Source organism: Salinivibrio proteolyticus, assembly GCF_001996165.1.
Lineage (GTDB): Bacteria > Pseudomonadota > Gammaproteobacteria > Enterobacterales > Vibrionaceae > Salinivibrio > Salinivibrio proteolyticus.
Genome location: NZ_MUFP01000005.1, coordinates 304,436 through 326,199 on the forward strand (window position 1 = coordinate 304,436; position 21,764 = coordinate 326,199).

21 protein-coding genes are annotated in these 21,764 nt (G+C 49.7%); 14 read left to right on the top strand and 7 right to left on the bottom strand.

The genetic code is table 11. From position 1 onward, the window contains the following. The first annotated feature begins 67 nt into the window (after positions 1-67). Genes BZJ19_RS05590 through BZJ19_RS05600 form a run of 3 tightly spaced genes read left to right on the top strand, consistent with a single transcriptional unit; the run spans position 68 to position 3,490 of the window. A complete protein-coding gene (locus BZJ19_RS05590; RefSeq protein ID WP_069587752.1) occupies positions 68-787 on the top strand; it encodes a response regulator in 720 nt (239 codons plus the stop codon). Beyond that, positions 777-2,225 (top strand): ATP-binding protein, encoded by a 1,449-nt coding sequence (locus tag BZJ19_RS05595; RefSeq protein WP_069587597.1) that lies wholly within the window; start codon positions 777-779, stop codon positions 2,223-2,225. The genes BZJ19_RS05590 and BZJ19_RS05595 overlap by 11 nt, the downstream gene beginning before the upstream one ends. Further along, on the top strand, positions 2,225-3,490 hold the full coding sequence (locus BZJ19_RS05600; protein ID WP_077674894.1) for an ABC transporter substrate-binding protein: 1,266 nt from the start codon (positions 2,225-2,227) through the stop codon (positions 3,488-3,490). The genes BZJ19_RS05595 and BZJ19_RS05600 overlap by 1 nt, the downstream gene beginning before the upstream one ends. Positions 3,491-3,499: 9 nt before the next feature. On the opposite strand, the gene BZJ19_RS05605 is transcribed toward BZJ19_RS05600, so the two are convergent. Further along, positions 3,500-4,264 carry a DeoR/GlpR family DNA-binding transcription regulator gene (locus tag BZJ19_RS05605; RefSeq protein WP_268794306.1) on the bottom strand — a complete coding sequence of 255 codons (765 nt, stop codon included), beginning with the start codon at positions 4,262-4,264 and terminating at the stop codon, positions 3,500-3,502. A gap of 31 nt (positions 4,265-4,295) precedes the next feature. Continuing rightward, complete coding sequence (locus BZJ19_RS05610; RefSeq protein WP_077674895.1) at positions 4,296-5,036, bottom strand: glycerophosphodiester phosphodiesterase family protein; 741 nt, start codon at positions 5,034-5,036, stop codon at positions 4,296-4,298. Positions 5,037-5,312: 276 nt separating this feature from the next. Here BZJ19_RS05610 and ugpB point away from each other — a divergent pair, with 276 nt between their 5' ends. From ugpB to panP, 7 genes are all read left to right on the top strand, one after another. Beyond that, positions 5,313-6,617, top strand: a complete 1,305-nt coding sequence (gene ugpB, locus BZJ19_RS05615; RefSeq protein ID WP_077479355.1) for a sn-glycerol-3-phosphate ABC transporter substrate-binding protein UgpB — start codon at positions 5,313-5,315, stop codon at positions 6,615-6,617. Positions 6,618-6,675: 58 nt separating this feature from the next. Further along, positions 6,676-7,557 (top strand): sn-glycerol-3-phosphate ABC transporter permease UgpA, encoded by an 882-nt coding sequence (gene ugpA / locus BZJ19_RS05620; protein WP_077456081.1) that lies wholly within the window; start codon positions 6,676-6,678, stop codon positions 7,555-7,557. Next, positions 7,557-8,405 carry a sn-glycerol-3-phosphate ABC transporter permease UgpE gene (gene ugpE / locus BZJ19_RS05625; protein WP_077479353.1) on the top strand — a complete coding sequence of 283 codons (849 nt, stop codon included), beginning with the start codon at positions 7,557-7,559 and terminating at the stop codon, positions 8,403-8,405. Before ugpA ends, ugpE begins: the two co-directional genes overlap by 1 nt. Further along, positions 8,406-9,509 carry a sn-glycerol-3-phosphate ABC transporter ATP-binding protein UgpC gene (ugpC, locus tag BZJ19_RS05630; protein WP_077674896.1) on the top strand — a complete coding sequence of 368 codons (1,104 nt, stop codon included), beginning with the start codon at positions 8,406-8,408 and terminating at the stop codon, positions 9,507-9,509. Between the two features lie 15 nt (positions 9,510-9,524). Beyond that, positions 9,525-10,322 carry an HAD family hydrolase gene (locus BZJ19_RS05635; RefSeq protein WP_077674897.1) on the top strand — a complete coding sequence of 266 codons (798 nt, stop codon included), beginning with the start codon at positions 9,525-9,527 and terminating at the stop codon, positions 10,320-10,322. A gap of 288 nt (positions 10,323-10,610) precedes the next feature. Next, the gene (locus BZJ19_RS05640; RefSeq protein WP_069587589.1) at positions 10,611-11,132 is read left to right on the top strand and encodes a hypothetical protein; all 522 of its coding nucleotides are present in this window, start codon (positions 10,611-10,613) and stop codon (positions 11,130-11,132) included. A gap of 284 nt (positions 11,133-11,416) precedes the next feature. After that, the gene (panP, locus tag BZJ19_RS05645; protein WP_077674898.1) at positions 11,417-13,066 is read left to right on the top strand and encodes a pyridoxal-dependent aspartate 1-decarboxylase PanP; all 1,650 of its coding nucleotides are present in this window, start codon (positions 11,417-11,419) and stop codon (positions 13,064-13,066) included. 54 nt (positions 13,067-13,120) lie between these two features. Here panP and BZJ19_RS05650 read toward each other — a convergent pair whose 3' ends face one another. From BZJ19_RS05650 to BZJ19_RS05670, 5 genes are all read right to left on the bottom strand, one after another. Further along, the gene (locus BZJ19_RS05650) at positions 13,121-13,564 is read right to left on the bottom strand and encodes a hypothetical protein (protein ID WP_077674899.1); all 444 of its coding nucleotides are present in this window, start codon (positions 13,562-13,564) and stop codon (positions 13,121-13,123) included. Positions 13,565-13,626: 62 nt separating this feature from the next. Continuing rightward, positions 13,627-14,100: a DUF2947 domain-containing protein gene (locus BZJ19_RS05655; protein WP_069587587.1), complete on the bottom strand. Its 474-nt coding sequence runs from the start codon at positions 14,098-14,100 to the stop codon at positions 13,627-13,629. Between the two features lie 135 nt (positions 14,101-14,235). Next, the gene (gene hutZ, locus BZJ19_RS05660) at positions 14,236-14,805 is read right to left on the bottom strand and encodes a heme utilization protein HutZ (RefSeq protein WP_077458166.1); all 570 of its coding nucleotides are present in this window, start codon (positions 14,803-14,805) and stop codon (positions 14,236-14,238) included. Between the two features lie 2 nt (positions 14,806-14,807). Continuing rightward, a complete protein-coding gene (gene hutX / locus BZJ19_RS05665) occupies positions 14,808-15,341 on the bottom strand; it encodes a heme utilization cystosolic carrier protein HutX (RefSeq protein ID WP_077674900.1) in 534 nt (177 codons plus the stop codon). Between the two features lie 70 nt (positions 15,342-15,411). Continuing rightward, on the bottom strand, positions 15,412-17,469 hold the full coding sequence (locus tag BZJ19_RS05670; RefSeq protein WP_157891162.1) for a TonB-dependent hemoglobin/transferrin/lactoferrin family receptor: 2,058 nt from the start codon (positions 17,467-17,469) through the stop codon (positions 15,412-15,414). A 203-nt stretch (positions 17,470-17,672) separates the two neighbouring features. Between BZJ19_RS05670 and BZJ19_RS05675 the strand changes: the two genes are divergently transcribed. The 4 genes from BZJ19_RS05675 to BZJ19_RS05690 all read left to right on the top strand — a co-directional run bounded on the left by BZJ19_RS05675 (position 17,673) and on the right by BZJ19_RS05690 (position 21,590). Further along, a complete protein-coding gene (locus BZJ19_RS05675; RefSeq protein ID WP_077674902.1) occupies positions 17,673-18,515 on the top strand; it encodes a heme/hemin ABC transporter substrate-binding protein in 843 nt (280 codons plus the stop codon). Then, positions 18,515-19,552, top strand: coding sequence for a FecCD family ABC transporter permease (locus BZJ19_RS05680; protein WP_077674903.1), 1,038 nt, complete (start codon positions 18,515-18,517; stop codon positions 19,550-19,552). The genes BZJ19_RS05675 and BZJ19_RS05680 overlap by 1 nt, the downstream gene beginning before the upstream one ends. Beyond that, positions 19,549-20,325 carry a heme ABC transporter ATP-binding protein gene (locus tag BZJ19_RS05685; protein WP_077674904.1) on the top strand — a complete coding sequence of 259 codons (777 nt, stop codon included), beginning with the start codon at positions 19,549-19,551 and terminating at the stop codon, positions 20,323-20,325. Before BZJ19_RS05680 ends, BZJ19_RS05685 begins: the two co-directional genes overlap by 4 nt. Before the next feature lie 260 nt (positions 20,326-20,585). Further along, positions 20,586-21,590 carry a substrate-binding domain-containing protein gene (locus BZJ19_RS05690; RefSeq protein ID WP_077674905.1) on the top strand — a complete coding sequence of 335 codons (1,005 nt, stop codon included), beginning with the start codon at positions 20,586-20,588 and terminating at the stop codon, positions 21,588-21,590. Positions 21,591-21,764: the final 174 nt, after the last annotated feature.

Sequence of the window (21,764 nt, forward strand, 5' to 3'; positions counted from 1 at the left end):
TAGCATCACAGGCCCAAACCACCGATAATGGCGCTCATTGATGTTGGTAAGAAAGGGTATCGGCGCTATGGCTGCAGCCAAACGCATTTTAGTGGTTGATGACGATGTAGAAATTCGCGAGCTTTTGCAGGCCTATCTGTCCAAAGCAGGATATGAAGTGACCACCGCGCAAAATGGTCATGAAATGCGCTCTAAGCTTGCGGTCCAATACCCGGACCTTATCTTACTTGACGTGATGCTTCCCGGTGATGATGGGTTTACCTTATGTAAAGCCATTCGCAAAGACTCCAGCGTGCCAATCATTATGCTCACCGCGGTGTCTGATGAAACCGATCAAATCGTTGGCTTAGAGCTGGGCGCGGATGATTATATTGCCAAACCCTTTAGTCCTCGTCAGCTCATTGCGCGTATTCGTGCTTTGCTTCGCCGCACCCAACAGTTGCAAGAAACGACCTTGTCACGGCCGAAAGCGATCCGTTTTGGTCAATGGCGCTTGGAACCGGCGACACAACAGCTACATCAAGTGGTCACCGGCATGGAGATTGAACTCTCGGCATCGGATTATGCGCTGCTGATGTTGTTTATAGATAACCCCCACCAATTGTTAGATCGCAACGCCATTAGCCAAGCCACCCGAGGCCGCGACGCTCAGCCACAAGAACGAGGCATAGACGTCCAAGTGAGTCGCCTACGACAGCGCCTGCGTGATAATGGTAAAGCAAACCTAATCAAAACCGTCCGCGGTGCGGGCTATATGTTTGTCGCTGAGATCCAATATGAATCATGAGTGGTTACAACGGCTCGTGCCGCGCTCTCTCCTCTCGCGTACGCTGCTCCTGACCCTATTGTCCGTCGTGCTCGCACAGGTGATCGCGACATCCATTTGGTACACTCAATCCAAACGCACACAGCTGGCGGGCTTAGAGTCTGCGTCAGCCAGCTTGGCGAATATGTTCGCCTCGACAACCACCTTTTTTCAGTCCTTGCCCGTCGCGTATCGCCACATCGCATTAAATCAGCTACGCAATATGGGCGGAACGCGGTTTTTTGTCTCTTTCAACAAAGAAAAAATTACCATCACCCCAATAGAAGAGACTCAAGCGAAACAGGTGGCGGTCAATACCGTCTCGCAAGTGCTAGAGGCGCAACTGCCCGCGCTGAGCACCATTGACGTGGAATTTTCCCGCCCCGAGACACTGCGAGTTTTAAATAACGACATTTTACTCCGCGACCTGCCCAAGTCATGGGCGCATCACACGCTAAGCCTTGAGCCACTCAACCCACCAATTTTGGTGGTGCAAATGGAGCTCAAAACTAATGAGTGGATTTACATCGCTGCCCTACTCCCCGCGCCGTATGTCACCTTGGACGATACGTTGATTACGGCCGATCAAGTGGTCTTTATTGTGGTGATCACTGCGTTACTTTTGCTGTTTACTTACAGTTTAATTCGTCAACAAGCGCGGCCACTCAAACGCTTAGCGAAAGCGGCTAACCTATTTAGTACAGACATTGAACAACCCCCACTCAAAGAAGAAGGCGCTGCAGAAATCGCGATTGTGACACGCGCATTCAACCGTATGCAGCGTCGATTGCAACGGCATTTGCGAGAGCGTGAAACCCTGTTTCGCTCAATGTCACATGATTTAAAAACCCCGATAACCCGATTACGTCTGCGGGCCGAATTGATTGATGATGACATCCAAGCCGCCAAAATGAACAAAGACTTGGATGAACTCGAAATCATGGTAAAAGGCGCCGTTCAAACCGTGCGTGATACCGACATTCACGAAAACATGGCCGAGATTGATGTGATTGATTTCTTGGCGGTAATTGCCGAGCCCCACAATCAAGATCGGGTGCGTGTCACCATCGAATGTGAGGCAGTGAAAGGCTTTACCTGTAAACCTCTGGCGTTTAAACGCTGCCTATCTAATTTAATTGATAACGGCGTTAAATACGGCGAACAAGTCACCATCTATGTGATGGATGCTGAACATACGCTGGATATCACCCTAATCGACCAAGGGCCAGGGATCCCGGAAGAAGAGCTCGACTCGGTATTTGACCCCTACGTGCGCCTTCACACCGATAACGAGGGCTCAGGGTTAGGGCTTGGCATTGCGCGTGATATTATTCATGCCCACGGCGGTGACATGGTACTCAGCAACCGCAATGAAGGTGGCCTGCAAGTCGATATTAGTTTTCCACGGGTAGAAGAATAATGCGATTGACTCTTAAAGCACTGTGCGTCAGCGTCATTCAATCGACACTGCTGTATGTTACGCCTGCCGCCCATGCCAGCGAGGTGGAAGTGCTCCATTGGTGGACATCGGCCGGAGAAGCCAAAGCGGCCTCCGTTTTACGCGCTGGGATCGAGCAACGCGGTCATCAGTGGCGTGATTTTGCGGTCGGCGGACAAGCTGGGATCAGCGCGATGAATACCCTAAGGATCCGCGCAATCAGTGGTAACCCTCCCCTCGCCGCACAAATTAAAGGACCAGAGATTACCGAATGGGCGCGTTTAGGCTTTTTACGCAACCTCAATGACATTGCGGAAGCGGAACACTGGGAAGACAAAATTCCAGCCCCGCTTCGTGACGTGATGCAATACCAAGGGGATTATGTCGCGGCCCCGATTAATATTCACCGCGTGAACTGGCTTTGGATCAATCTGCGTGCCTTTAAGGAAGCGGGGGCTGCCATTCCCCATGATTTTGAGAGCTTTTTTACCGCTGCTGACAAGCTACAGCAGGCTGGCTATATCCCACTGGCATTAGGCGGAGAACCTTGGCAGGTGGCGACCTTGTTTGACACACTCGCCTTATCCGTAATGGGGCCTGAACATTATCAGCAAGCCTTTCTCGACTTTGATCGCGAGGCGCTATTAAGTGACGGTGTCACAAAATCATTTTCTCTATTAGCCAAAATGCGCCCCTACACCGACTCCGACAACCTCGGCCGGAATTGGAGTGATACCACACGATTGTTGATCGATAACCAAGCGGGCATGCAAGTGATGGGCGATTGGGCGAAAGGTGAATTTCTTGCTGCGGATCAGCAAGAAGGAAAAAGCTTTACCTGTGTCGCCGTCCCCGGTACGGAGCAAGCGTTTAGCTATAACATAGATAGCTTTGTCTTTTTTAAGCCAAACAATGCCGAAGAGCGACAAAGCCAAACGGATATGGCTGAATACTTGTTAACACCACAGTTTCAGCGCGATTTCAATCGCTACAAAGGCTCACTACCAATTCGCCTTGATATCCCACTTCCGAACGGGGATACCTGTGCCGAAAAATCGCGTCAGGCCTTTCTCTACGCCGAGCAGCACAACACACTTAGCCCAAGCATGTCGCATGGATTGTCGACCACCCGCTACGTCCAAAGTGCGATTTTTGATGTGATTAATGAGTTCTTTTATAACCCTAAGCAAACACCCGAGGAAGCGACTCAAGCCCTCTATCGCGCCATTTTATCTGCGCAGGCCTAATTCAATAGATTAGGCCTCCCCCATCGGCACATCATGCTGACACAGTACGCGAGGAATGGTGTCATCCAATCCGGTGTAATTGGTAAAGACACAATCAAACGTCGCAAGCGATGTCACACGAACCGGCGCTTGGCGTTGCCATTTTGAGCAGTCTGCCACCAACCATCGCGCGGTTGCATTGGCTAAAATCGTTTCGCTCACCGCCGCTTCGTCAGGAGTAAACTCGCACGCCCACCCTTGTTCACTGACAGCCGCACAGCCAATAATGGCAATATCTGGCTGAAAACGTGACAAGAATTGGATTACCGAATGGCCAACCATATCTTGATCATTGGCGCGTAGTTTTCCCCCAGCTAACCATACATCAATATGCGGATTCGCCCCCAAACGATGCGCCACCTTAAGGTTATTAGTCACCACCCGTAGGTCTTTACGAGAAAGCAACTGCTCCGCCACCGCCGACGCTGTGGTGCCAATACCTAACATCACGGTGACACCATCAGGGATACGCGCAGCAACCGCCTGAGCAATTGCTTGTTTTTCGCGTGAGTGGCTTTGTAAGCGTCGCTGATAGTCGGTATTGGCCAACGCTGCCGGCACACTGATCCCACCATGATGGCGTCGCGCTAACCCGAGTGCGCACAGTTGATTGATATCACGACGAATAGTTTGGGTAGTCACCGAAAACTGGGCCGCCAAGGTATCCGTTTCTAAGTGTTCTACCTCATTGAGCTGGCGCATAATCGCCTGCTGACGTCGGTTTAAATCGGCCACCTCTGTCAACGTATTCCTCTCCTAGATTCGCTCATTCCGTTGGCTCAGAACCTAAATAGTTAGATGGCGCGTCGGTGATCATCATATCGACCCCCCACTCCCAAAGGTGCGCAACCTCTTCTGGGTGATTAGGGGTGTAACATTTAATCTTTAAACCGCACGCTTTAATCGCTTTGGCTTGTGCCTCCGTTATGCCGCGATAGTGACAATGGATACTGTAGGTCGCGAGATCTTGATAACGGTGCCAGTCTTCGGGCACCACATCCCATAAAATCGCTCTTGCCACGCTCGGCATCGCCGTTTGACAGTAGGCAAGCGCCTCGAGAGAGAATGAAGAAAGCAGTACCCGCTCGAGTGGGAAACCGGTTTCACTCAGCGTGGCGGCAACCGCATCACACAAACGCGGAATATCTGTTTCAGGGTAAGTTTTTATTTCGATATTGATGTGTAAATTATCGGCAGCCACTTGGGCTAGCACGGCGGCCAAAGTAGGAACGCGCTCGCCTTGATATTGCGAGTCAAAGTATCCACCGGCATCAAGCTGTGCAAGCTGTGCATACGGCGTTTCCCCTAACCGCCCCACACCATTGGTGCAACGGCTCAATGTGTCATCATGAAACACAACGGGCACTCCGTCTTGCGTCAGTTGGACATCGATTTCAACCCATTCCATTTCCCACAAGCGCACTTGGCGAATCGACGCCAAAGTATTTTCAGGAGCATCCGCGGCGACACCTCGGTGGCCACAGAGTTGTTTGGGGCTAATTTTCATTTGAACATTTCTCTTTAGTCAGTGCTGGCAGCGCCAATTTGGCACGCAGTGGACGCATTGTCGCCGAACTAGCTTACAGTTTTGTTACTTACAGGTGTCAGATATTTCAGCGCTTTCATGCACAAAGTCTGCGCCTGTTAACAGAGATTTAACCTTAAGTGCGACCCCAGTCAAAAGTCATCAAATCATCATCTCCCTTTTCATACCCGTTCATATTATGTTCACTTTTGTTCATTAAGTTGCGTCATGTTCACACCCACTCAAAAGGAGTTATGCATGAAAACCCAACGCTTAACCGCGATCTCTTCGGCCCTTCTGTTGGCCTCTTTTTCTGCCAACGCAGCAACCGAAATTGAATGGTGGCACGCGATGGGCGGGAACCTAGGCGAAAAAGTGAATGAAATCGCTGAAAAGTTCAATGCCAGTCAGGATGACTATGTTGTTAAACCGGTATACAAAGGCAACTATACCGAAACCATGACCGGCGCCGTCTCCGCGTTTCGCGCCAACAAACAACCTCATATCGTGCAGGTGTTTGAAGTTGGCACCGCGACCATGATGTCAGCAAAAGGCGCCGTCTATCCGGTGTACAAACTGATGAAAGATGCCAACGAGCCCTTCGATCAATCTGATTATCTTTCGTCTGTCACCGGCTATTATTCGGATGAAGACGGCAACATGCTGTCAATGCCTTTCAATAGCTCAACGCCCGTCCTGTATTACAACAAAGACTTGTTTAAACAAGCCGGTGTTCAGCCTCCTAAAACCTGGGAAGAAGTTGAAACCGCATCGAAAAAGCTCCTCGCGAACGGCGCGAAATGTGGCTTTACCACAGGTTGGCAATCGTGGGTACAAATCGAAAACCTAGGCGCTCGTCACAACGCACCGATTGCGACCAATGACAATGGCTTTGCCGGTATCGACAACAAAATGTTGATCAACAAAGCACCTTTTGTCGATCACATTCAGAAGATGGCCGATTGGCAGCAAGCTGGCATTTTCGAATACGGTGGTCGTCGCTCTGACAGTGCTCCACTGTTTTACAGCGGTGAGTGTGCCATGTACATGAACTCATCGGCCTCTTATGCCGGTGTGAAAGAAAGCGTTAAAGACTTCGAGTTTGGTGTTGCAAAACTGCCTTACTGGAACAAAGCGGTCGAGCAGCCACGCAATACCATTATCGGTGGCGCCACCCTGTGGGTCCTGCAAGGCCACGAGTCTGAAGAATACAAAGGTGTCGCCCAGTTCTTCTCTTTCCTCTCAAAGCCTGAGATCCAAGCTGATTGGCACCAGTTTACTGGCTACTTACCCATCACCCATGCAGCGTACGAGCTGAGCAAGAAACAAGGCTTCTATGCGCAGAACCCAGGGACTGACATTGCTATCAAGCAAATGACAGAAGTCGAGCCAACCCCTGCATCAAAAGGGATTCGCTTGGGCAACTTCGTGCAGATCCGCGATGTGATCAACGAAGAGCTTGAAACAGTTTGGTCTGGCGACAAATCGGCACAAGAAGCGCTCGACGAAGCGGTTGAGCGTGCCAATGGTCTGCTGTCTAAATTCGCGAAAGCGAACAAATAAGTTAGTTGTTGTATGAAGGAGCGGTGCCTTAGGCCCGCTCCTGTTATTGAGAAAGCCTATGTCCAATAAACCCACATTTAACCATTGTGCGTTTCCAATACTGCTCCTCACGCCTCAGTTATTGATTACGTTTGTCTTCTTTTTATGGCCCGCCGCACAGGCCATTTGGCAATCAACCTTATTAGAGGATCCATTCGGCCTGAGCACCGAATTTGTCGGGGTGGAAAACTTTATCGAACTGCTCGGTGATTCAAGCTACTACGGCTCCTTTTTTACCACGCTGTTTTTTAGTTTTGCCGTCGCAGGCACCGCGTTGATCTCTGCCCTTATCCTCGCAGTCATGGCCGACCGTGTGATTAAAGGCGCCACAGGCTACAAAACATTATTAGTATGGCCCTATGCCGTCGCACCAGCTGTCGCTGGGGTACTGTGGCTCTTTATGTTTAACCCGACCGTCGGTGTATTGGCACATGCGCTGAAAGCGCTGGGGCTAGACTGGAACCCGTTTACCCACTCGGGAGACGCAATGACCATGGTGATCATTGCCGCAACATGGAAGCAGATCAGCTACAACTTTCTGTTTTTCCTCGCAGGGTTGCAGTCTATTCCTCGCTCCTTGATTGAAGCGGCTGCCATTGATGGCGCCGGCCCGGGTAAACGGTTTTTTACCATTATCTTCCCGCTGCTCTCGCCCACCTCTTTCTTCCTACTGGTGGTCAACTTGGTGTATGCCTTTTTCGAAACCTTTGGCGTTATTCATGCCATGACACAAGGTGGCCCGGGCCAGTCCACTACCACCTTGGTTTACAAAGTCTACGCCGATGGGTTTGTTGGTCTCAATTTGGGCTCATCAGCGGCGCAATCTGTGGTGCTCATGCTCTTGGTCGGTGCGCTGACCGTTATCCAATTTAAATATGTTGAAAAGAAGGTGGCTTACTGATGGTTGAACGTCGCCCTTGGTTAACTTTTTTCTCGCACTTGGTATTGATGCTGGGTGTTGCGTCAGTAGCCTTGCCAGTATGGCTTGCGCTCACTGCCGCCACTCACGATAGCAGTGCGTTTGTCAGTGGCATGACGCCGCTGTGGTTTGGGGACAAAGGTTTGTCGGTGTTTCAAGAGGTCCTTACTGAAGGCACTTCGCGCGAACTGAAGATCTCGGTCGCTGGCATGTTGTGGAATTCCTTTTTAATGGCGATGGGAATTTCACTGGGCAAGCTGGCCATTTCTATTTTATCGGCCTATGCGGTGGTGTACTTCCGTTTTCCCGGTCGCATGCTGGCTTTTTGGGTGATCTTTATGACCCTGATGCTGCCTGTTGAAGTCCGCATTATGCCCACATTTCAGGTGATTGCCGATCTCAATATGCTCAACTCAATGCCAGGATTAACCATTCCGTTAATTGCCAGCGCCACCGCCACTTTCTTATTTCGTCAGTTTTTTATGACGGTCCCGGGAGAAATGCTGGAAGCCGCTCGCATCGATGGTGCAGGCCCCTTTAAGTTTTTCAAAGACATTTTATTGCCGCTTTCGCGAACGAATATCGCGGCCTTGTTTGTAATTACCTTTATCTATGGATGGAACCAATACCTTTGGCCCATTTTGATCACTACCGACGATCAGTACTACACCATTGTGATGAGTATTCAACGCATGCTCTCAGTCGGTGATGGTGAAGTGGAATGGAATCGCGTAATGGCGACCACATTGATGGCCATGCTTCCCCCCGTTCTAGTCGTGTTGGGGATGCAAAAGTTGTTTGTAAAAGGTTTAGTGGAGACGGAGAAGTAAATGGCGACGGTAACCCTGAATAACATTGAGAAAACGTACCCAAACGGGTTTAAAGCAATTCATGGCATTGATTTAGAAATAGACGATGGCGAGATGATCGTGCTCGTCGGTCCGAGTGGGTGCGGTAAATCGACCTTGCTACGCATGATTGCCGGTCTGGAAGGGATCTCGCAAGGCGATCTGATTATCGACCAGAAAAAGGTCAACGACTTGGAGCCCGGCGAACGTGATATCGCAATGGTGTTTCAAAACTACGCGCTCTACCCGCATATGAGTGTTTTCGACAACATGGCCTATGGCTTGCGTAACCGCGGAACGCCAAAGGACAAAATCCAGCAATTGGTCCAAGAAGTTGCGACCATGCTTGAACTCGACCACTTACTAGACAGACGCCCAAATCAACTCTCTGGCGGTCAACGCCAACGTGTTGCCATGGGCCGCGCCATTGTGCGTCGACCAAAAGTCTTCTTGTTCGATGAGCCGCTATCAAACCTGGATGCAAAACTGCGGGTACAAATGCGGCTCGAGATCAAAAGCCTACAACGCAAACTGAGTACCACGGCAGTATATGTCACCCACGATCAGGTCGAGGCCATGACGTTAGCCGACCGCTTGGTGGTCCTTAATGGTGGCAACGTCGAGCAAATTGGTACGCCACTCGAAGTTTACGATGCACCGGCAAGCTTGTTTGTCGCCACCTTTATTGGCTCACCCGCCATGAACATTGTTGCTGGAAGCCTCAAGGGCGGTCAGCTCAACATCGGCGCGCACACACTGGCAACCTGTGATGTGATAGGTCATCAATCCGTCTCAGTTGGGTTACGGCCAGAACACTTGAAAGTAGTCGATGCGAGCAAAGCATTGTTCACCATGAAGGTGACACTCACCGAGTCACTCGGGGCAGATTTACTGGTTTATGGACACATACGTGACACCGACAGTTTGCTGACGCTCCGCCTTGAAGGCCATACCCAAGTGAAAGAAGGCGATCATTTACCGCTGGCGATAGCTGCTCATAACCTGCATGTATTCGACGGTGAACATGGCAAGCGAATGGATGTCACCTTACAACAACCAGAACGTCAGATTGAGACGGTATCCTAACATCGGAGTATCACCATGACCGCCCCTTTGCCAATTGATCAATTGTCACAGTCTGCTGCATCCTGGCGTAACCTTCGTTGGTTACTAACAGACGTGGACGACACGCTCACTTGGCAAGGGGCGCTGCCTTGGCAAACGTTACAAGCACTCACCCAACTTCGCGATGCGGGAATCCGCGTGATACCGGTAACGGGGGCATGTGCAGGATGGTGTGATCATATTGCGAATGCATGGCCCGTTGACGCCGTGATTGGAGAAAATGGTGCATTCGTGATGCAGCGTCAAAACGGAACCTTAAACACCACCATCAATCGCGCCGCCCAGCAAGCACAGGCAGAATTACTCGCTTTCGTACAAACGCTTTTATCTCAGTATCCGGCACGGCGCATTGCCAGCGATCAAGCTTACCGTGTCGCAGAAGTGGCGATTGATATAGGTCAGCACACTCCGGCTGCGCCAAAGGATGAAATCCGAGCCCTTCTTGATGCGCTCCACGCCTATGGTGCCAATGCGACAGCAAGCTCCATTCATATCAATGCCTGGGTGGGCGATCACAGTAAGAAGGTATCGAGTTTTTGCTATTTAGCTGAGCAAGGCTTATCCGGTAAACAATACAGTGAACAGGTTGCGTTTATTGGCGACTCGCTAAATGACAGCCAAATGTTCGCCTCGTTTCCTTTGAGCGTAGGCGTCGCAAATATCGCGCACCATTTGCCCTCACTGCCCCATCCCCCACAGTGGATAACCACTCAACCGGGCGGTTTTGGCTTCGCGGAATTTGCGCATCAACTTCTCACTCTCAAGCGTCAATAACCGACTAACCGAGGGCGGGCTATGTCGGGATAACAGGATGCAATTTGATATCGTACGAACGAAAAATCGCCACTAAATCTGCGACCTGCCTCATACCTAGCTAGACAGATGACTTTTTATATCAATGTTTTATTTAACTTTAACAATGGCTCGTTCTACAATGTCGCCCGTTAACATTTAAACTAACGCCCAAAACCTCACGAATCGCTCGCGGTTATGTCGCCCTGTCACCACCAACTGTGGCAGTGAAACGCATAGAGCGATGATAATAACGATAAGGATAATGTTATGAAACGCTATGCCCTAGCGCTGTTAGCAGCGGTAATGCCAGCGATGTCACAGGCGGCTCCCGTCGAGAATGCGGATTGTTATACCGCCAAATACCACGATTACGTTGACGCCTCGATCAACTGGTACCAAGATTTAGTCTCCTTGACCGTCAGTAAAGACGAGTCGTTAAAAGACGTTGCCGATTGGTTCTTACGTGGCCGAGAAAACCATTTTAAGCTCAACGCACAAGCCTTTGACTATTATCTCAGCAACGATACCGCCAAGCTAAGCCTCGATGCCCCAGTTGAATCTTGGCTACAACTCACGCAAGAAGACGTCAAAGCCCTTTCACAATCGTCATTGCCACCAGCTAAGCTCGCCAAAGAAGTCTTTGAGTTTCGCCAAGGCGAAGCCATGGAAGGGAACTATGCGCTGCGCAGTGCACTTGCTGACTTGCTCAGCCATCCCAAAGAAATTGATACCGCGCTTAATCAGTACAACAACCAAATGGCCGCGATTAATCAGCGCCAGTGTAAATAGTCTGTACGCTTAAACGCCACCTAGTTTTGAATGGTTGCAGGCAGAGCCGGTTCACTCCGGCTCTTTGTCCATTTATCGGTGAACAAAGCACGACGTCATTTCGCTTTCACTCCCCTACGCGTTGGGGATAACACCTTGCTGGCCGATAAAAAAAGCCTGATGCTCGCCGGTTTTTTTGCTATGTTGTGGCCATTTCTCAGCAAGTGCTCTCGTGACCATCAGTGACCCTGTCACTTAATGATGGCCAATCTTGAACTGCGAAGCAGATACAAAAGAAGAATTCCATGGCAACACAAAACAAAGCTGCGGACGCCACACCGGAAACGCTGCACCGGATTTTTACTGTTCCAGAAGCGCCCGATTCAACACTGAGCAAAATCGAGCAAGAGATCTCGCAAAACCTCAATCGATTTTTGCAAAACCATATTGCCGCCAGCGATCGCTCTTTGGCGGATATTGAAAGTGACTTTAGTGATCCGGCGATCCCTGAAGACCCTGCGTTTGTGTCCGACCATACCCAGTTTTTGCTCGATAAATTAGTCGCCCAGTCTGTACATACTTCCTCGCCGCGATTTATCGGTCACATGACATCGGCGCTGCCGTACTTTTTGATGCCGTTATCTAAAATTATGATCGGGCTAAATCAAAATACGGTGAAAATCGAAACATCGAAGGCCTTTACGCCATTGGAGCGTCAAGTCTTGGGCATGTTGCATAACTTGATTTACGGCCAAGACGATGCCTTCTACCAAAGCTGGATGCACAGTGCTAACCACTCTTTAGGGGCATTTTGTTCGGGAGGCACCATTGCCAATATGACCGCCCTTTGGGTCGCCCGTAACAATGTATTGAAACCAGACGGTGATTTTCCCGGCATTCATAAAGCGGGACTATTCAGTGCCATGCGCCACTATGGCTACCAAGATCTGGCCATATTGGTGTCTGAGCGCGGTCATTATTCACTCGGCAAAGCCGCCGACGTATTAGGCATCGGTCGAGACCAGCTGATTTCTATTCCTGCTGATGGCAATAACCGCATTTGCATTGATGCACTGGGAGAGAAAATTGTTGAGCTTAACCAAGCTAATATCAAGCCAATTGCGATTGTCGGTGTCGCAGGGACCACAGAAACAGGCAACATTGATCCGCTTAATGCTCTCGCAGACATTGCCGAGCGTGAAGGGATCCACTTCCACGTCGATGCGGCTTGGGGTGGTGCGACCTTGATGTCGAATAATCAGCGACATAAGCTGGCGGGCATTGAACGGGCCGACTCTGTCACCATTGATGCGCATAAGCAACTCTATGCGCCTATGGGTGCCGGTATGGTGCTGTTTAAAGACCCGTCTCTCGTCGCATCGATTGAGCATCACGCTGAATACATTTTGCGTAAGGGTTCAAAGGATTTGGGCAGCCACACGCTTGAGGGCTCACGGAGTGGAATGGCGATGCTAGTGTTCGCGTGTATGAACATTATCTCGCGACGCGGTTATGAGTTGTTGATCGATCAGAGTATCGATAAAGCCTCTCATTTTGCACGCATGATTGACGCTCACTCTGACTATGAGCTGATTTCTGAGCCCGAGTTATGCCTACTCACCTATCGCTTTGTGCCTCAACGTGTTCAAGCGGCGCTTGCAATTGCCAGTGATGAACAGGTCGATTTGATGCACGATCTGCTCAACGATTTGACCCAATTTATTCAAAAACGTCAGCGAGAGTGCGGCAACACCTTTGTGTCACGGACGCGTCTCACCCCCGAGCAGTGGCAACGTCGCACCACCACGGTTTTCCGCGTGGTATTGGCCAACCCACTTACGACCCATGACATTCTCCATGAGGTGTTAGAAGAGCAAGCCCGCATTGCACAGCAGAGCGAATTTGCCTATCCGCGCCTGATGACACTGGCCGAAAGCATTCTCAAAGCGTGTTAACCCATTGCAATGATGCAGGGTAAGAGACAAAAGGCAGTCATCGACTGCCTTTTGTTATTTGAGTGGTCCCGTTTTCGGGGGATCGGTCGATTGTAAACAGTGTGTTTGGCCCAAGGCCAACTCCCGCTCATGTTCAATTTGCAGTCTCGCTTGCCGCCATTGCATCAGCACTTGCGATTCGTTCATGGCCTTGCCGGGCTCAGAGAACAAAAAGCGCTGCAGGGTGTGATTGAACTCATGCGTGTTTTCCTGTTCATCATAGGTCACCCCCATTAGCTCAAATGCACGCGCTTTCTCTCTGTCTGTGCCGATCACAGTATACCGCTGCGCGATATCTAATGTGTTGTCGTATCGACAATGGACCAGCGCTTGTTGTGCACCACGCAATTCTTCATTAAGGCCAATGGTGCTGTAATTACGCCATAAGTCAGAAAACTGCGGCACCGCGCAGCCGGTTACGGCCAGAGATACACTTAAAATAACCACCTTTTTAATCATGACCTGTCCCTGATTGACTCTGACTTCACTGATGACCTAAAACAATGCAATTTAAATGCCGACTAAGACTGGCGCGTTCCGATAACCACCTCACCCGATTGCTCAAACATGGCCACCTCTTTACGGCGGCGGCCAAGCAAGATGGGTTTATCATCATAGAATAGAAAGTTCTTCCAATATTTTTTAAAGATTCCCCAGCGAGACTCCACGACATTGTGTTTGTCGTAACAAAAATAGATCACAATGTTGTCCTCCCAGGGGAAATGCGCCAAGAACTCATCAGGAAGATCCTCATCATTATCCCATGCGCTCTGCCATACCAAGCGGTTTTTCCATACGCTTTGGTGAGTTGGCCAATCTTGTTTGCCAAAATGATCGGGCGTAGGACTGTCTTTGCTGACAAACTCTTGCCATAGTTGTCCAGCACGGGCCTCCGTCATGGGTTTAATATCGGCGAGATCGCTCTCCGCAATCGGTAATGATTGATGGGTGAAGATCCACTTGCGCTTATAGTCGGATAAAGGGATATAGTTCATGGTGTTGTTCGTTATCACATTGGCGTAAGACGCCACTTTACCATATCCACAGATCGGTTGTTACTGAGGCGCGCGCATACAAAAACGGCAATGCGCGAGGCATTGCCGTGAATGACTAAATGGCCGTGGTTAATATTAACTGTTTACCGCAATCTCGTCGGTCGATTTAATGTCTTCGTCGCTACCCACTTTACGGTGGCCTTGATCAAGGTGAACCATTCCCACCAAATCATCATTGCCTACTTGGAACGCTTGACCAAACCCTTTTACGTACAAGCCATTTTCTGGCACCAAGCGGAATAAACGGAAGTCTTCCAACCCACTTAAGTTACCAATAATGTCACCAAAGCGTGCTTTCAATGCCTCAATACCTGCATGCCACGCCTCAGTATTGCGCGTCACCATCTCGGCTTGAGCGTCAAAGCTGAGTCGTTGACGAGCAAAAATCTGCTTCGCGCTGCCCTCATCTTCGATCATCATCAAAGACAGGTTGGGGTTTTCTTGCAGGTTACGGGCATGACGAGCAATTTCACTGATCAAGATATAAAAGCCATCTTCGCGCTGGGCAAAAGGGGCATAACTGACATTGGGTTTACCTTGCGCGTCGAGTGTTGCAAGCTGCAGGGTACGGCAGTTTGCACGAAATTCTTTAATTTCAGGGCCAAGACGGTTTTGTAGGCGTTCTTGTTTAGTAGCTTGATCCATGATTATTGCTCCGATTCTGTCAATTGAGAGGTTGCCAACTGTGTTTTTAGTTGATTGAAGGCTTCAATCTGATGTTCAAGAAGCTGACGCTTTTCGTCACGCCCCAAGTAAATTTTGAAAATTGACTCACCTTGTTCGGTGAAAAAGCCGATGTAGTGGGTTACYTTGCCGCGAAAAGGCTTACTGACAAATGCAATACCCGCCATGCGCTCTAGCTTTAGGTGGCCATGCATTTCGCCCGGCTTTCCCATTAAGTTGTAGTAGCCATAAGCGATCTTGCCTTTAGGGAAAGGCGCCTTCACTTCAAATATCGAGCCGCCAGAATGCACGATCGCGGTCACCGGACCGCCCCACTCGGCCACTTGACTTAACACCGTTTCGGCGTGTTGCCCATCTACCCAGGTTTGATACTCGGATGGCATCGCGCGTACCACCTCACCTTCACWGATACCCAGCGTATTCGCCATATCCGCGGGCAGCATGGAGGCGTTCTCGGTGAGTAAGGCATTGACTTGCTCGGTCAATGTAGTTGTCATGGTTTACTCCCAGCCTATTGTTATCGTTTTCTGTTGGGCAGGGACAACCCTGCCCATGTTTAGTGTTTGATTAAAATTGATAGCGAACGTTGAGTTTAATATCACGACCCGGTGATGCGACTTGAGACCACGCCGTGGTGTAATACTCATCGGTGAGGTTTTCGATCGCGAGGTCAAATTTCACACCATCCCAAGCACCGTTAGGGCTATAGCTTGCATACAGGTCCCACAAGGTATAACCGTCATAGGTCTTCTGATCGGGGTTCTCGTCTTGATCCGCGTAATGAGACACTCGCGCACCCAAGTTCACCGGTAACGTCGCTAAACGATAATCCGTTTCCGCGACCAGTTTATGTGCGGGAATTTGCTCCAAGTAACGGCCATCCGCTTTATCCTTGCCTTCCATTTGGCTATAGCTCAAATCGTTTTTAAACTGACCATATTCATGATGGAAGCTCAGCTCAACTCCCTCTAATTTGGCATTACTTACATTCTGGCGGGTGGTAGTCGCTCCCATAAAATCCACGTTCATTTCGATAAAATCTTCGACATCATTGCGGAAAACACGCGCATCGATATAGCCACTATCCAGATAAGCCATCGGAGCAAACTGATAGGTCAGCGCTAATTCTTTGTTTGCACTCTGTTCAGGCTTAAGGTTTGGATTAGGGACAAAACGGTTAATCAGTTTTGAAGGTCCCATCGGCACCACAAAATGGGTTCCACTGGCATACATTTCCTCTAAACTTGGCGCGCGAAAAGCTTCCTGATAGCTTGCCGTCAACGCCAACTGTTCGGTCACATTCCACGTCAGTGCAGTGGATGGTGACCATTGGCTGTCACTGGCGTCCTCAATGGTTGATGTTGCTCGCGTGTCTTCATTTTTGTAATCGTCGAACCGCAGACCGGCAGTCCATTGCCAAGCTTCTGCAAGCGGAATCTCTAGCTGGCCAAACACGCCAATGCTTCGCGCTTTCGCATCTTGTCCCTCAGGACGCTCTCCCGGCGCACTTTTATCGTCACGCTGAGTTTGGTAGTGATCGAGATAACCATCAAATCCTGCGATAAATTCAATATCGTTGAATTGAGCACGATTGGTGAGTGACAATCCTAAGGTTTGCATTTGGTTGTCATCATGCTCATCGGTTACGACACGATATTCTTGCATTTGCGTATCGTTCCAATAGACACGAGATGAAAGGTCAACCCAGTCATTCATTGGTGTGTATTGATACGCTACAGCAAGGCTTTGGTCTTGAGTTTGGCGATACACCAATGGGTAGTTGCTTGAGGGATCTTGAACCGAGGGATTCGACGGTGACATGGCATCACGGTCGCCTTGGCGCGCCGAGAAAGTCCACTGGTGCACAAGAGACGGTGTATAAGTGACCTTCGCAAGTCCTCCTTTCTCACGACTCGCGGAGTAGGATAAAGCTTTACCATTGCCCAGTTGATTGTCATCAGCGTCGTGATAATAGCTCTGCACTAGCCAATCAATCTTATCCGTGCGCCCAAATACAGCGCCACTCGTACGCGATGCATTGTCGTTACTGTGGAAACCTTGCTTCAAGTAGCCACCAATATCTTGGTCAGCATCCAAGAAGTCTTGAGCAGATTTGGTGTTTTGCGCAACAATCCCACCAATCGCTCCTGAACCCCACACTGTGCTCGCGGGACCGCGAACAACATCAACAGTCTTGAGTAACTCCGGGTCGATAAACAAGCTTGAGCGATGCCCCAGAGAGAAATTCTGGCGTACACCATCAATCAGTTGGACCACGCGTCCGTTATCACTACTGAGCCCTCGAATCACTATGGCTTGTGATTCATCTCGCCCGCCACCGGCAATGGTTACATTGGGCAAATGGCGAATCAGATCCGCCACACTGGTTCCCTGCCGCTTTTCAATCTCTTCGAGTGATACCGTGCTCACAGCAGCAGCGCCGTTCGCTTTTTGTGCGTCAATGCGGCTCGCATACACCGATATAACGTCTGACGACGAATCCGCCGTGTTTTGCGTATCCGCTAACGCTGAAGGAATAAATGCCAATGTGCCAAGGGCAGCACCGATAGCAAGCTTGATCGTAGAAGGAGTCAATACTTCTGAGACGTCCGTTTTTACCAGCATGGGTCTTCCTATTGAGCCAATCAAAATGAGAATCATGAACAATTTGGCAGGATTGTATTGATCATTAATGGCAATGTAAACGATAATTGCTCGTAATTAGGTTTGTAACTCATAATTACATTCCCATTCGCTAACAGTGTGTAATGGACAGACGTCGAGCATTGCACTCACATTGACTGGTTTAATAAATAAAGGAATTCATCATGGCAACTGCCGCGGTTAGACTGCTTGCCCTCGTCTCTGCACTACTCTCACTCTCCGTCACAGCATCACCACGCATAGTCAGCGCAGGGGCTGGTGTAACAGACTTACTGGTTGAATTAGGCGCGACAGAACAGATAGTTGGCATTGATGTCACCAGCCATCTTCCGAACAAAGAAGTGCCTAATGTCGGCTACCACCGCCAACTTGCCGTCGAAGGTGTGCTGTCTTTATCACCAACCTTAGTCATTGGCTCTGATGAAATGGGCCCTACACCGGTTTTGGAGAAAATCCAAGCATCAGGGGTAACCGTGGCTCGACTGTCTAGTGAACCCAGCGTCGAGACACTCAAAGCAAGCATTAACAAAGTCGCGAGCCTGACTCACACAGAATCCAAAGCCGTAGCCTTACTGACCGATATAGACACCAAGCTTGCGACATTGAAAGCGCATGCCCCCAAAACCGCGCTCAAAGGCGTCTTTCTTTTGGTTCACCAAGGACGTCCTGCCAGTGTCGCGGGTGCCAATACCTCACCGAATACCTTTTTGTCTCTGATGGGCGCGACTAACCCTGCCGCCGCGGCGCTCAGTAGCTATAAACCACTGTCGCCAGAAGCGTTACTTGGCTTTGATCCGGACTTTATCTTGGTCATGCGACGTTCTATTGATCAGCTAGGCGGTGTTGAAGGACTCGCTGATGCCGTGCCTTTACTCAATGCCACGCGCGCATTCCAACAGCAGCGAATTATTCCAATTGACGGCAGTGTGTTAGTGGGAGGGCTTAGCCTGAAATCACTGGATGAAGCCATTCGTATTCAGCGCACCGTCGTTGGAGAGAACGACTAATGCAAGCGTCTTTTCGAGCTTCACAGCCGCATGTTTTTCCGGCGCTAATGGTCGCACTTATCGTCGTAGGGATAACATCTATTGCGGTGGGGCAATGGCAACTCGGCTGGCTGACCAGTTTACAGAGCTTAACCCCTTGGCATGACAATGTTGAGCCGCATGTACTCGCCATCGTTCAACAAGTTCGATTACCTCGAACCCTGCTGTGTATTTTTATCGGTGCATTGCTCGCCGTTTGCGGCACTTTGATGCAGGGGCTTTTCCGCAACCCGCTCGCTGACCCGGGTATTATCGGTGTCTCTGGCGGCGCATCATTAGGAGGTGCACTGGGCTTGCTATTGCTCTCTTGGGGCAGTATCGAGGCTAGCTTTGTGTTTTCGGTGCCAGCCTTTGCGTTTATCGGTGCACTACTGGCGACCCTGTTTGTATACAGAATTGGCACAACGGCCATGGGCAGTTCGGTGACCATCATGTTGCTCGCGGGCATTGCGATCAGTGCTTTGTCCGGCGCAGCATTAGGCTTGATCAACTATGTCGCGGATAATCAAACGTTGCGAGATATCGCCCTTTGGTCGATGGGGTCGCTGACCGGTGCGACTTGGGGACAAATTGTTCTCACTGGCATCGCTGCATGCTTGCTCACGGTATTTGCCTACCAGCGCGCACGCCACTTAAATGCCCTTTTGCTCGGTGAAAACGAAGCGGCGTATTTGGGCATTGATGTGCACCATTTGAAACGCCTACTCATTGTTGTGACCGCTGCGGGGATGGGCATTGCGGTAAGTGCTGCCGGTCTTATCGGCTTTGTTGGTCTAGTGATCCCACACATTGGACGATTAATTACCGGCCCTGATCATCGCACACTGGTGCCTTTATCAGCCATTCTTGGTGCCCTGTTACTGACCTTGGCCGACATTGTGGCCCGTGTCATTGTCGCACCCGCCGAATTGCCGGTTGGCATTATTACCGCCCTAATGGGTGCTCCTTTCTTTCTATGGCTTCTTATCCAACAACGAAAAGCAGTGGTTCACGAATGACAGATCCTGCCCTTCAAGTCTCCAAGCTCAGCTATGCGCTTAACGGTCGTCAACTGCTAAGCGAGATTGATCTCGCCTTTACTGCCGGCCAGTTACACGTTTTACTCGGACCCAATGGTGCGGGGAAAAGTACACTGTTGAAACAATTGATTAGCGATAAACATCAGCGTGGCAGTGTACAGTTTTGGCAACAGTCCAAAAGCCAGTGGCAAGGCGAAGAATTTGCCCGGCGAGTTGCCTTTCTTCCCCAACATAGCGGGCTCACGTTTGCATTCTCAGCACAAGAAGTGGTCGAGATGGGGGCGACACCACTAAAGGCAAACCGGGAACAAATCGCGGCCCTTACCAACGAGCAACTAACGGCATGGGATATTAGTCATCTTGCTCATCGACCGTACCCGATTTTATCTGGCGGTGAAAAACAACGTGTGCATATGGCGCGCGTGTCATTACAGCTAGCACAAACCGCGCCGGATCAAGCAATATTAATGCTGGATGAACCCACTTCGGCCTTAGATATTACCCATCAACATTACACCTTGAAGCGCTGTCGAGCACTCGCTGACCAAGGGATGACAGTACTCGTAGTGTTGCACGACCTGAATTTGGCGACGCAATACGCCGATCAACTACATTTTCTGAAAGCAGGTCGAATCGTCCTATCCGGCGATCCGTGGCAGTGTTTTAGTAGTGATCGAGTGGCAGATATCTACCAATACCCTCTGACCGTATTGACGCACCCAGAGCATAACTGCCCACTGATCGTGTCTTAATTGACAAATACATCATAGCTGGCTCACAAAACCGTCTGTTGGTCCATTTTCGCTGATCAGACCAATTGCGAGTGTGCGCCAACCTAAGTAAACTGAGAGCGCAACCGATTAGCTATGAGAATGGATGAAATCGGATTCGTTACCTTCGCAACCGTCTGATGTGCCGGGATTGTGAAAGACATCGCCGCTGACGAACAGCGGCGTTTTTCTGTAAGGTCGCGAGTAACGATCCCTACGCATTACTACAAAGAAGAATCAAGATGGCAACGATTAAAGATGTCGCGCGTCTCGCCGGTGTATCGACCACGACGGTGTCACACGTAATAAACAAAACCCGCTTTGTCGCAGAGAAGACGACTGAGAAAGTATGGCAAGCGGTTGAAGAATTAAACTACGCCCCAAGTGCTGTGGCGCGAAGCTTGAAATGCAACACAACACGAACACTGGGTATGTTGGTGACCAAATCCACCAACCCCTTTTTCGCCGAGCTTGTTCACGGTGTGGAAGACTATTGCTATAAGCAAGGCTACACGCTGATTCTCTGCAATACCGAGGGTAACCTTGAAAAGCAACGCGACTACCTGCGTATGTTGTCAGAAAAGCGCGTCGACGGACTCATTGTGGTGTGCTCTGATCTCAACGAAGATTTGATGCTGTTATTAGAAAAAAAACGCGATCTGCCTATGGTCGTGATGGATTGGGGCAGTCACCATATCGATACAGACCGTATAGAAGATAACGCTGAATTAGGCGGTTACCTTGCCACCAAACACTTTATTGATAATGGACACACTAAAATTGGCTGTATTTCCGGCCAAATGGATAAAAATACCTGTAAGCATCGCTTAAACGGTTATTTCCGTGCGTTAAAAGAAGCCAACATCCCAGTAAATGAAAATTGGCTGATTGAGGCGGATTTCGAAGCCGATCAAGCGCAAATTGCCGCAAAGCAATTGGCGACAATGTCAGACCGTCCAACCGCTATCTTTTGTTTTAATGACATTATGGCATTGGCGGCTATTAGCACGTTTAACGAACATAACTTAAAAGTGCCAGATGATATATCGGTGATTGGTTACGATAATATTGATCTCACCGAGTATTTCTCGCCACCATTGACAACCATTCACCAGCCCAAACGCCGTCTAGGCAAAACAGCCGTTAAGCTCTTGCTCGCGCGAATTGCCAATAACGATACTCAGCAGCAAGTGTTCGAAATGCAACCTGCACTAGTGAGTCGACAATCAGTTAAAACACTATCTTAATGTTTTAATGAAACGTTTATGAAGGACACCGTCAATGCCTTGGCTGTGTTGTTTTACGCGACCACTCTTCCGATAGTGCTTTTACTCTAGGCCATCAATTACACCCACGCTGAACCAAGATCACATTTTGTTTGATGAGAGAGGACGACATCGGTGTCTAATTATTATATGCTT

Bases quoted from the DNA above. Each gene is read 5' to 3' on its own strand.
- BZJ19_RS05595 (WP_069587597.1), top strand. From the start codon at position 777: ATGAATCATGAGTGGTTACAACGGCTCGTGCCGCGCTCTCTCCTCTCG.
- BZJ19_RS05590 (WP_069587752.1), top strand. From the start codon at position 68: ATGGCTGCAGCCAAACGCATTTTAGTGGTTGATGACGATGTAGAAATT.
- BZJ19_RS05610 (WP_077674895.1), bottom strand. From the start codon at position 5,036: ATGAAAATTAGCCCCAAACAACTCTGTGGCCACCGAGGTGTCGCCGCG.
- ugpC (WP_077674896.1), top strand. From the start codon at position 8,406: ATGGCGACGGTAACCCTGAATAACATTGAGAAAACGTACCCAAACGGG.
- hutZ (WP_077458166.1), bottom strand. From the start codon at position 14,805: ATGGATCAAGCTACTAAACAAGAACGCCTACAAAACCGTCTTGGCCCT.
- BZJ19_RS05690 (WP_077674905.1), top strand. From the start codon at position 20,586: ATGGCAACGATTAAAGATGTCGCGCGTCTCGCCGGTGTATCGACCACG.
- BZJ19_RS05685 (WP_077674904.1), top strand. From the start codon at position 19,549: ATGACAGATCCTGCCCTTCAAGTCTCCAAGCTCAGCTATGCGCTTAAC.
- BZJ19_RS05650 (WP_077674899.1), bottom strand. From the start codon at position 13,564: ATGATTAAAAAGGTGGTTATTTTAAGTGTATCTCTGGCCGTAACCGGC.
- ugpE (WP_077479353.1), top strand. From the start codon at position 7,557: ATGGTTGAACGTCGCCCTTGGTTAACTTTTTTCTCGCACTTGGTATTG.
- panP (WP_077674898.1), top strand. From the start codon at position 11,417: ATGGCAACACAAAACAAAGCTGCGGACGCCACACCGGAAACGCTGCAC.
- BZJ19_RS05600 (WP_077674894.1), top strand. From the start codon at position 2,225: ATGCGATTGACTCTTAAAGCACTGTGCGTCAGCGTCATTCAATCGACA.
- BZJ19_RS05635 (WP_077674897.1), top strand. From the start codon at position 9,525: ATGACCGCCCCTTTGCCAATTGATCAATTGTCACAGTCTGCTGCATCC.
- BZJ19_RS05670 (WP_157891162.1), bottom strand. From the start codon at position 17,469: ATGCTGGTAAAAACGGACGTCTCAGAAGTATTGACTCCTTCTACGATC.
- BZJ19_RS05680 (WP_077674903.1), top strand. From the start codon at position 18,515: ATGCAAGCGTCTTTTCGAGCTTCACAGCCGCATGTTTTTCCGGCGCTA.
- BZJ19_RS05640 (WP_069587589.1), top strand. From the start codon at position 10,611: ATGAAACGCTATGCCCTAGCGCTGTTAGCAGCGGTAATGCCAGCGATG.
- ugpA (WP_077456081.1), top strand. From the start codon at position 6,676: ATGTCCAATAAACCCACATTTAACCATTGTGCGTTTCCAATACTGCTC.
- BZJ19_RS05655 (WP_069587587.1), bottom strand. From the start codon at position 14,100: ATGAACTATATCCCTTTATCCGACTATAAGCGCAAGTGGATCTTCACC.
- ugpB (WP_077479355.1), top strand. From the start codon at position 5,313: ATGAAAACCCAACGCTTAACCGCGATCTCTTCGGCCCTTCTGTTGGCC.
- BZJ19_RS05675 (WP_077674902.1), top strand. From the start codon at position 17,673: ATGGCAACTGCCGCGGTTAGACTGCTTGCCCTCGTCTCTGCACTACTC.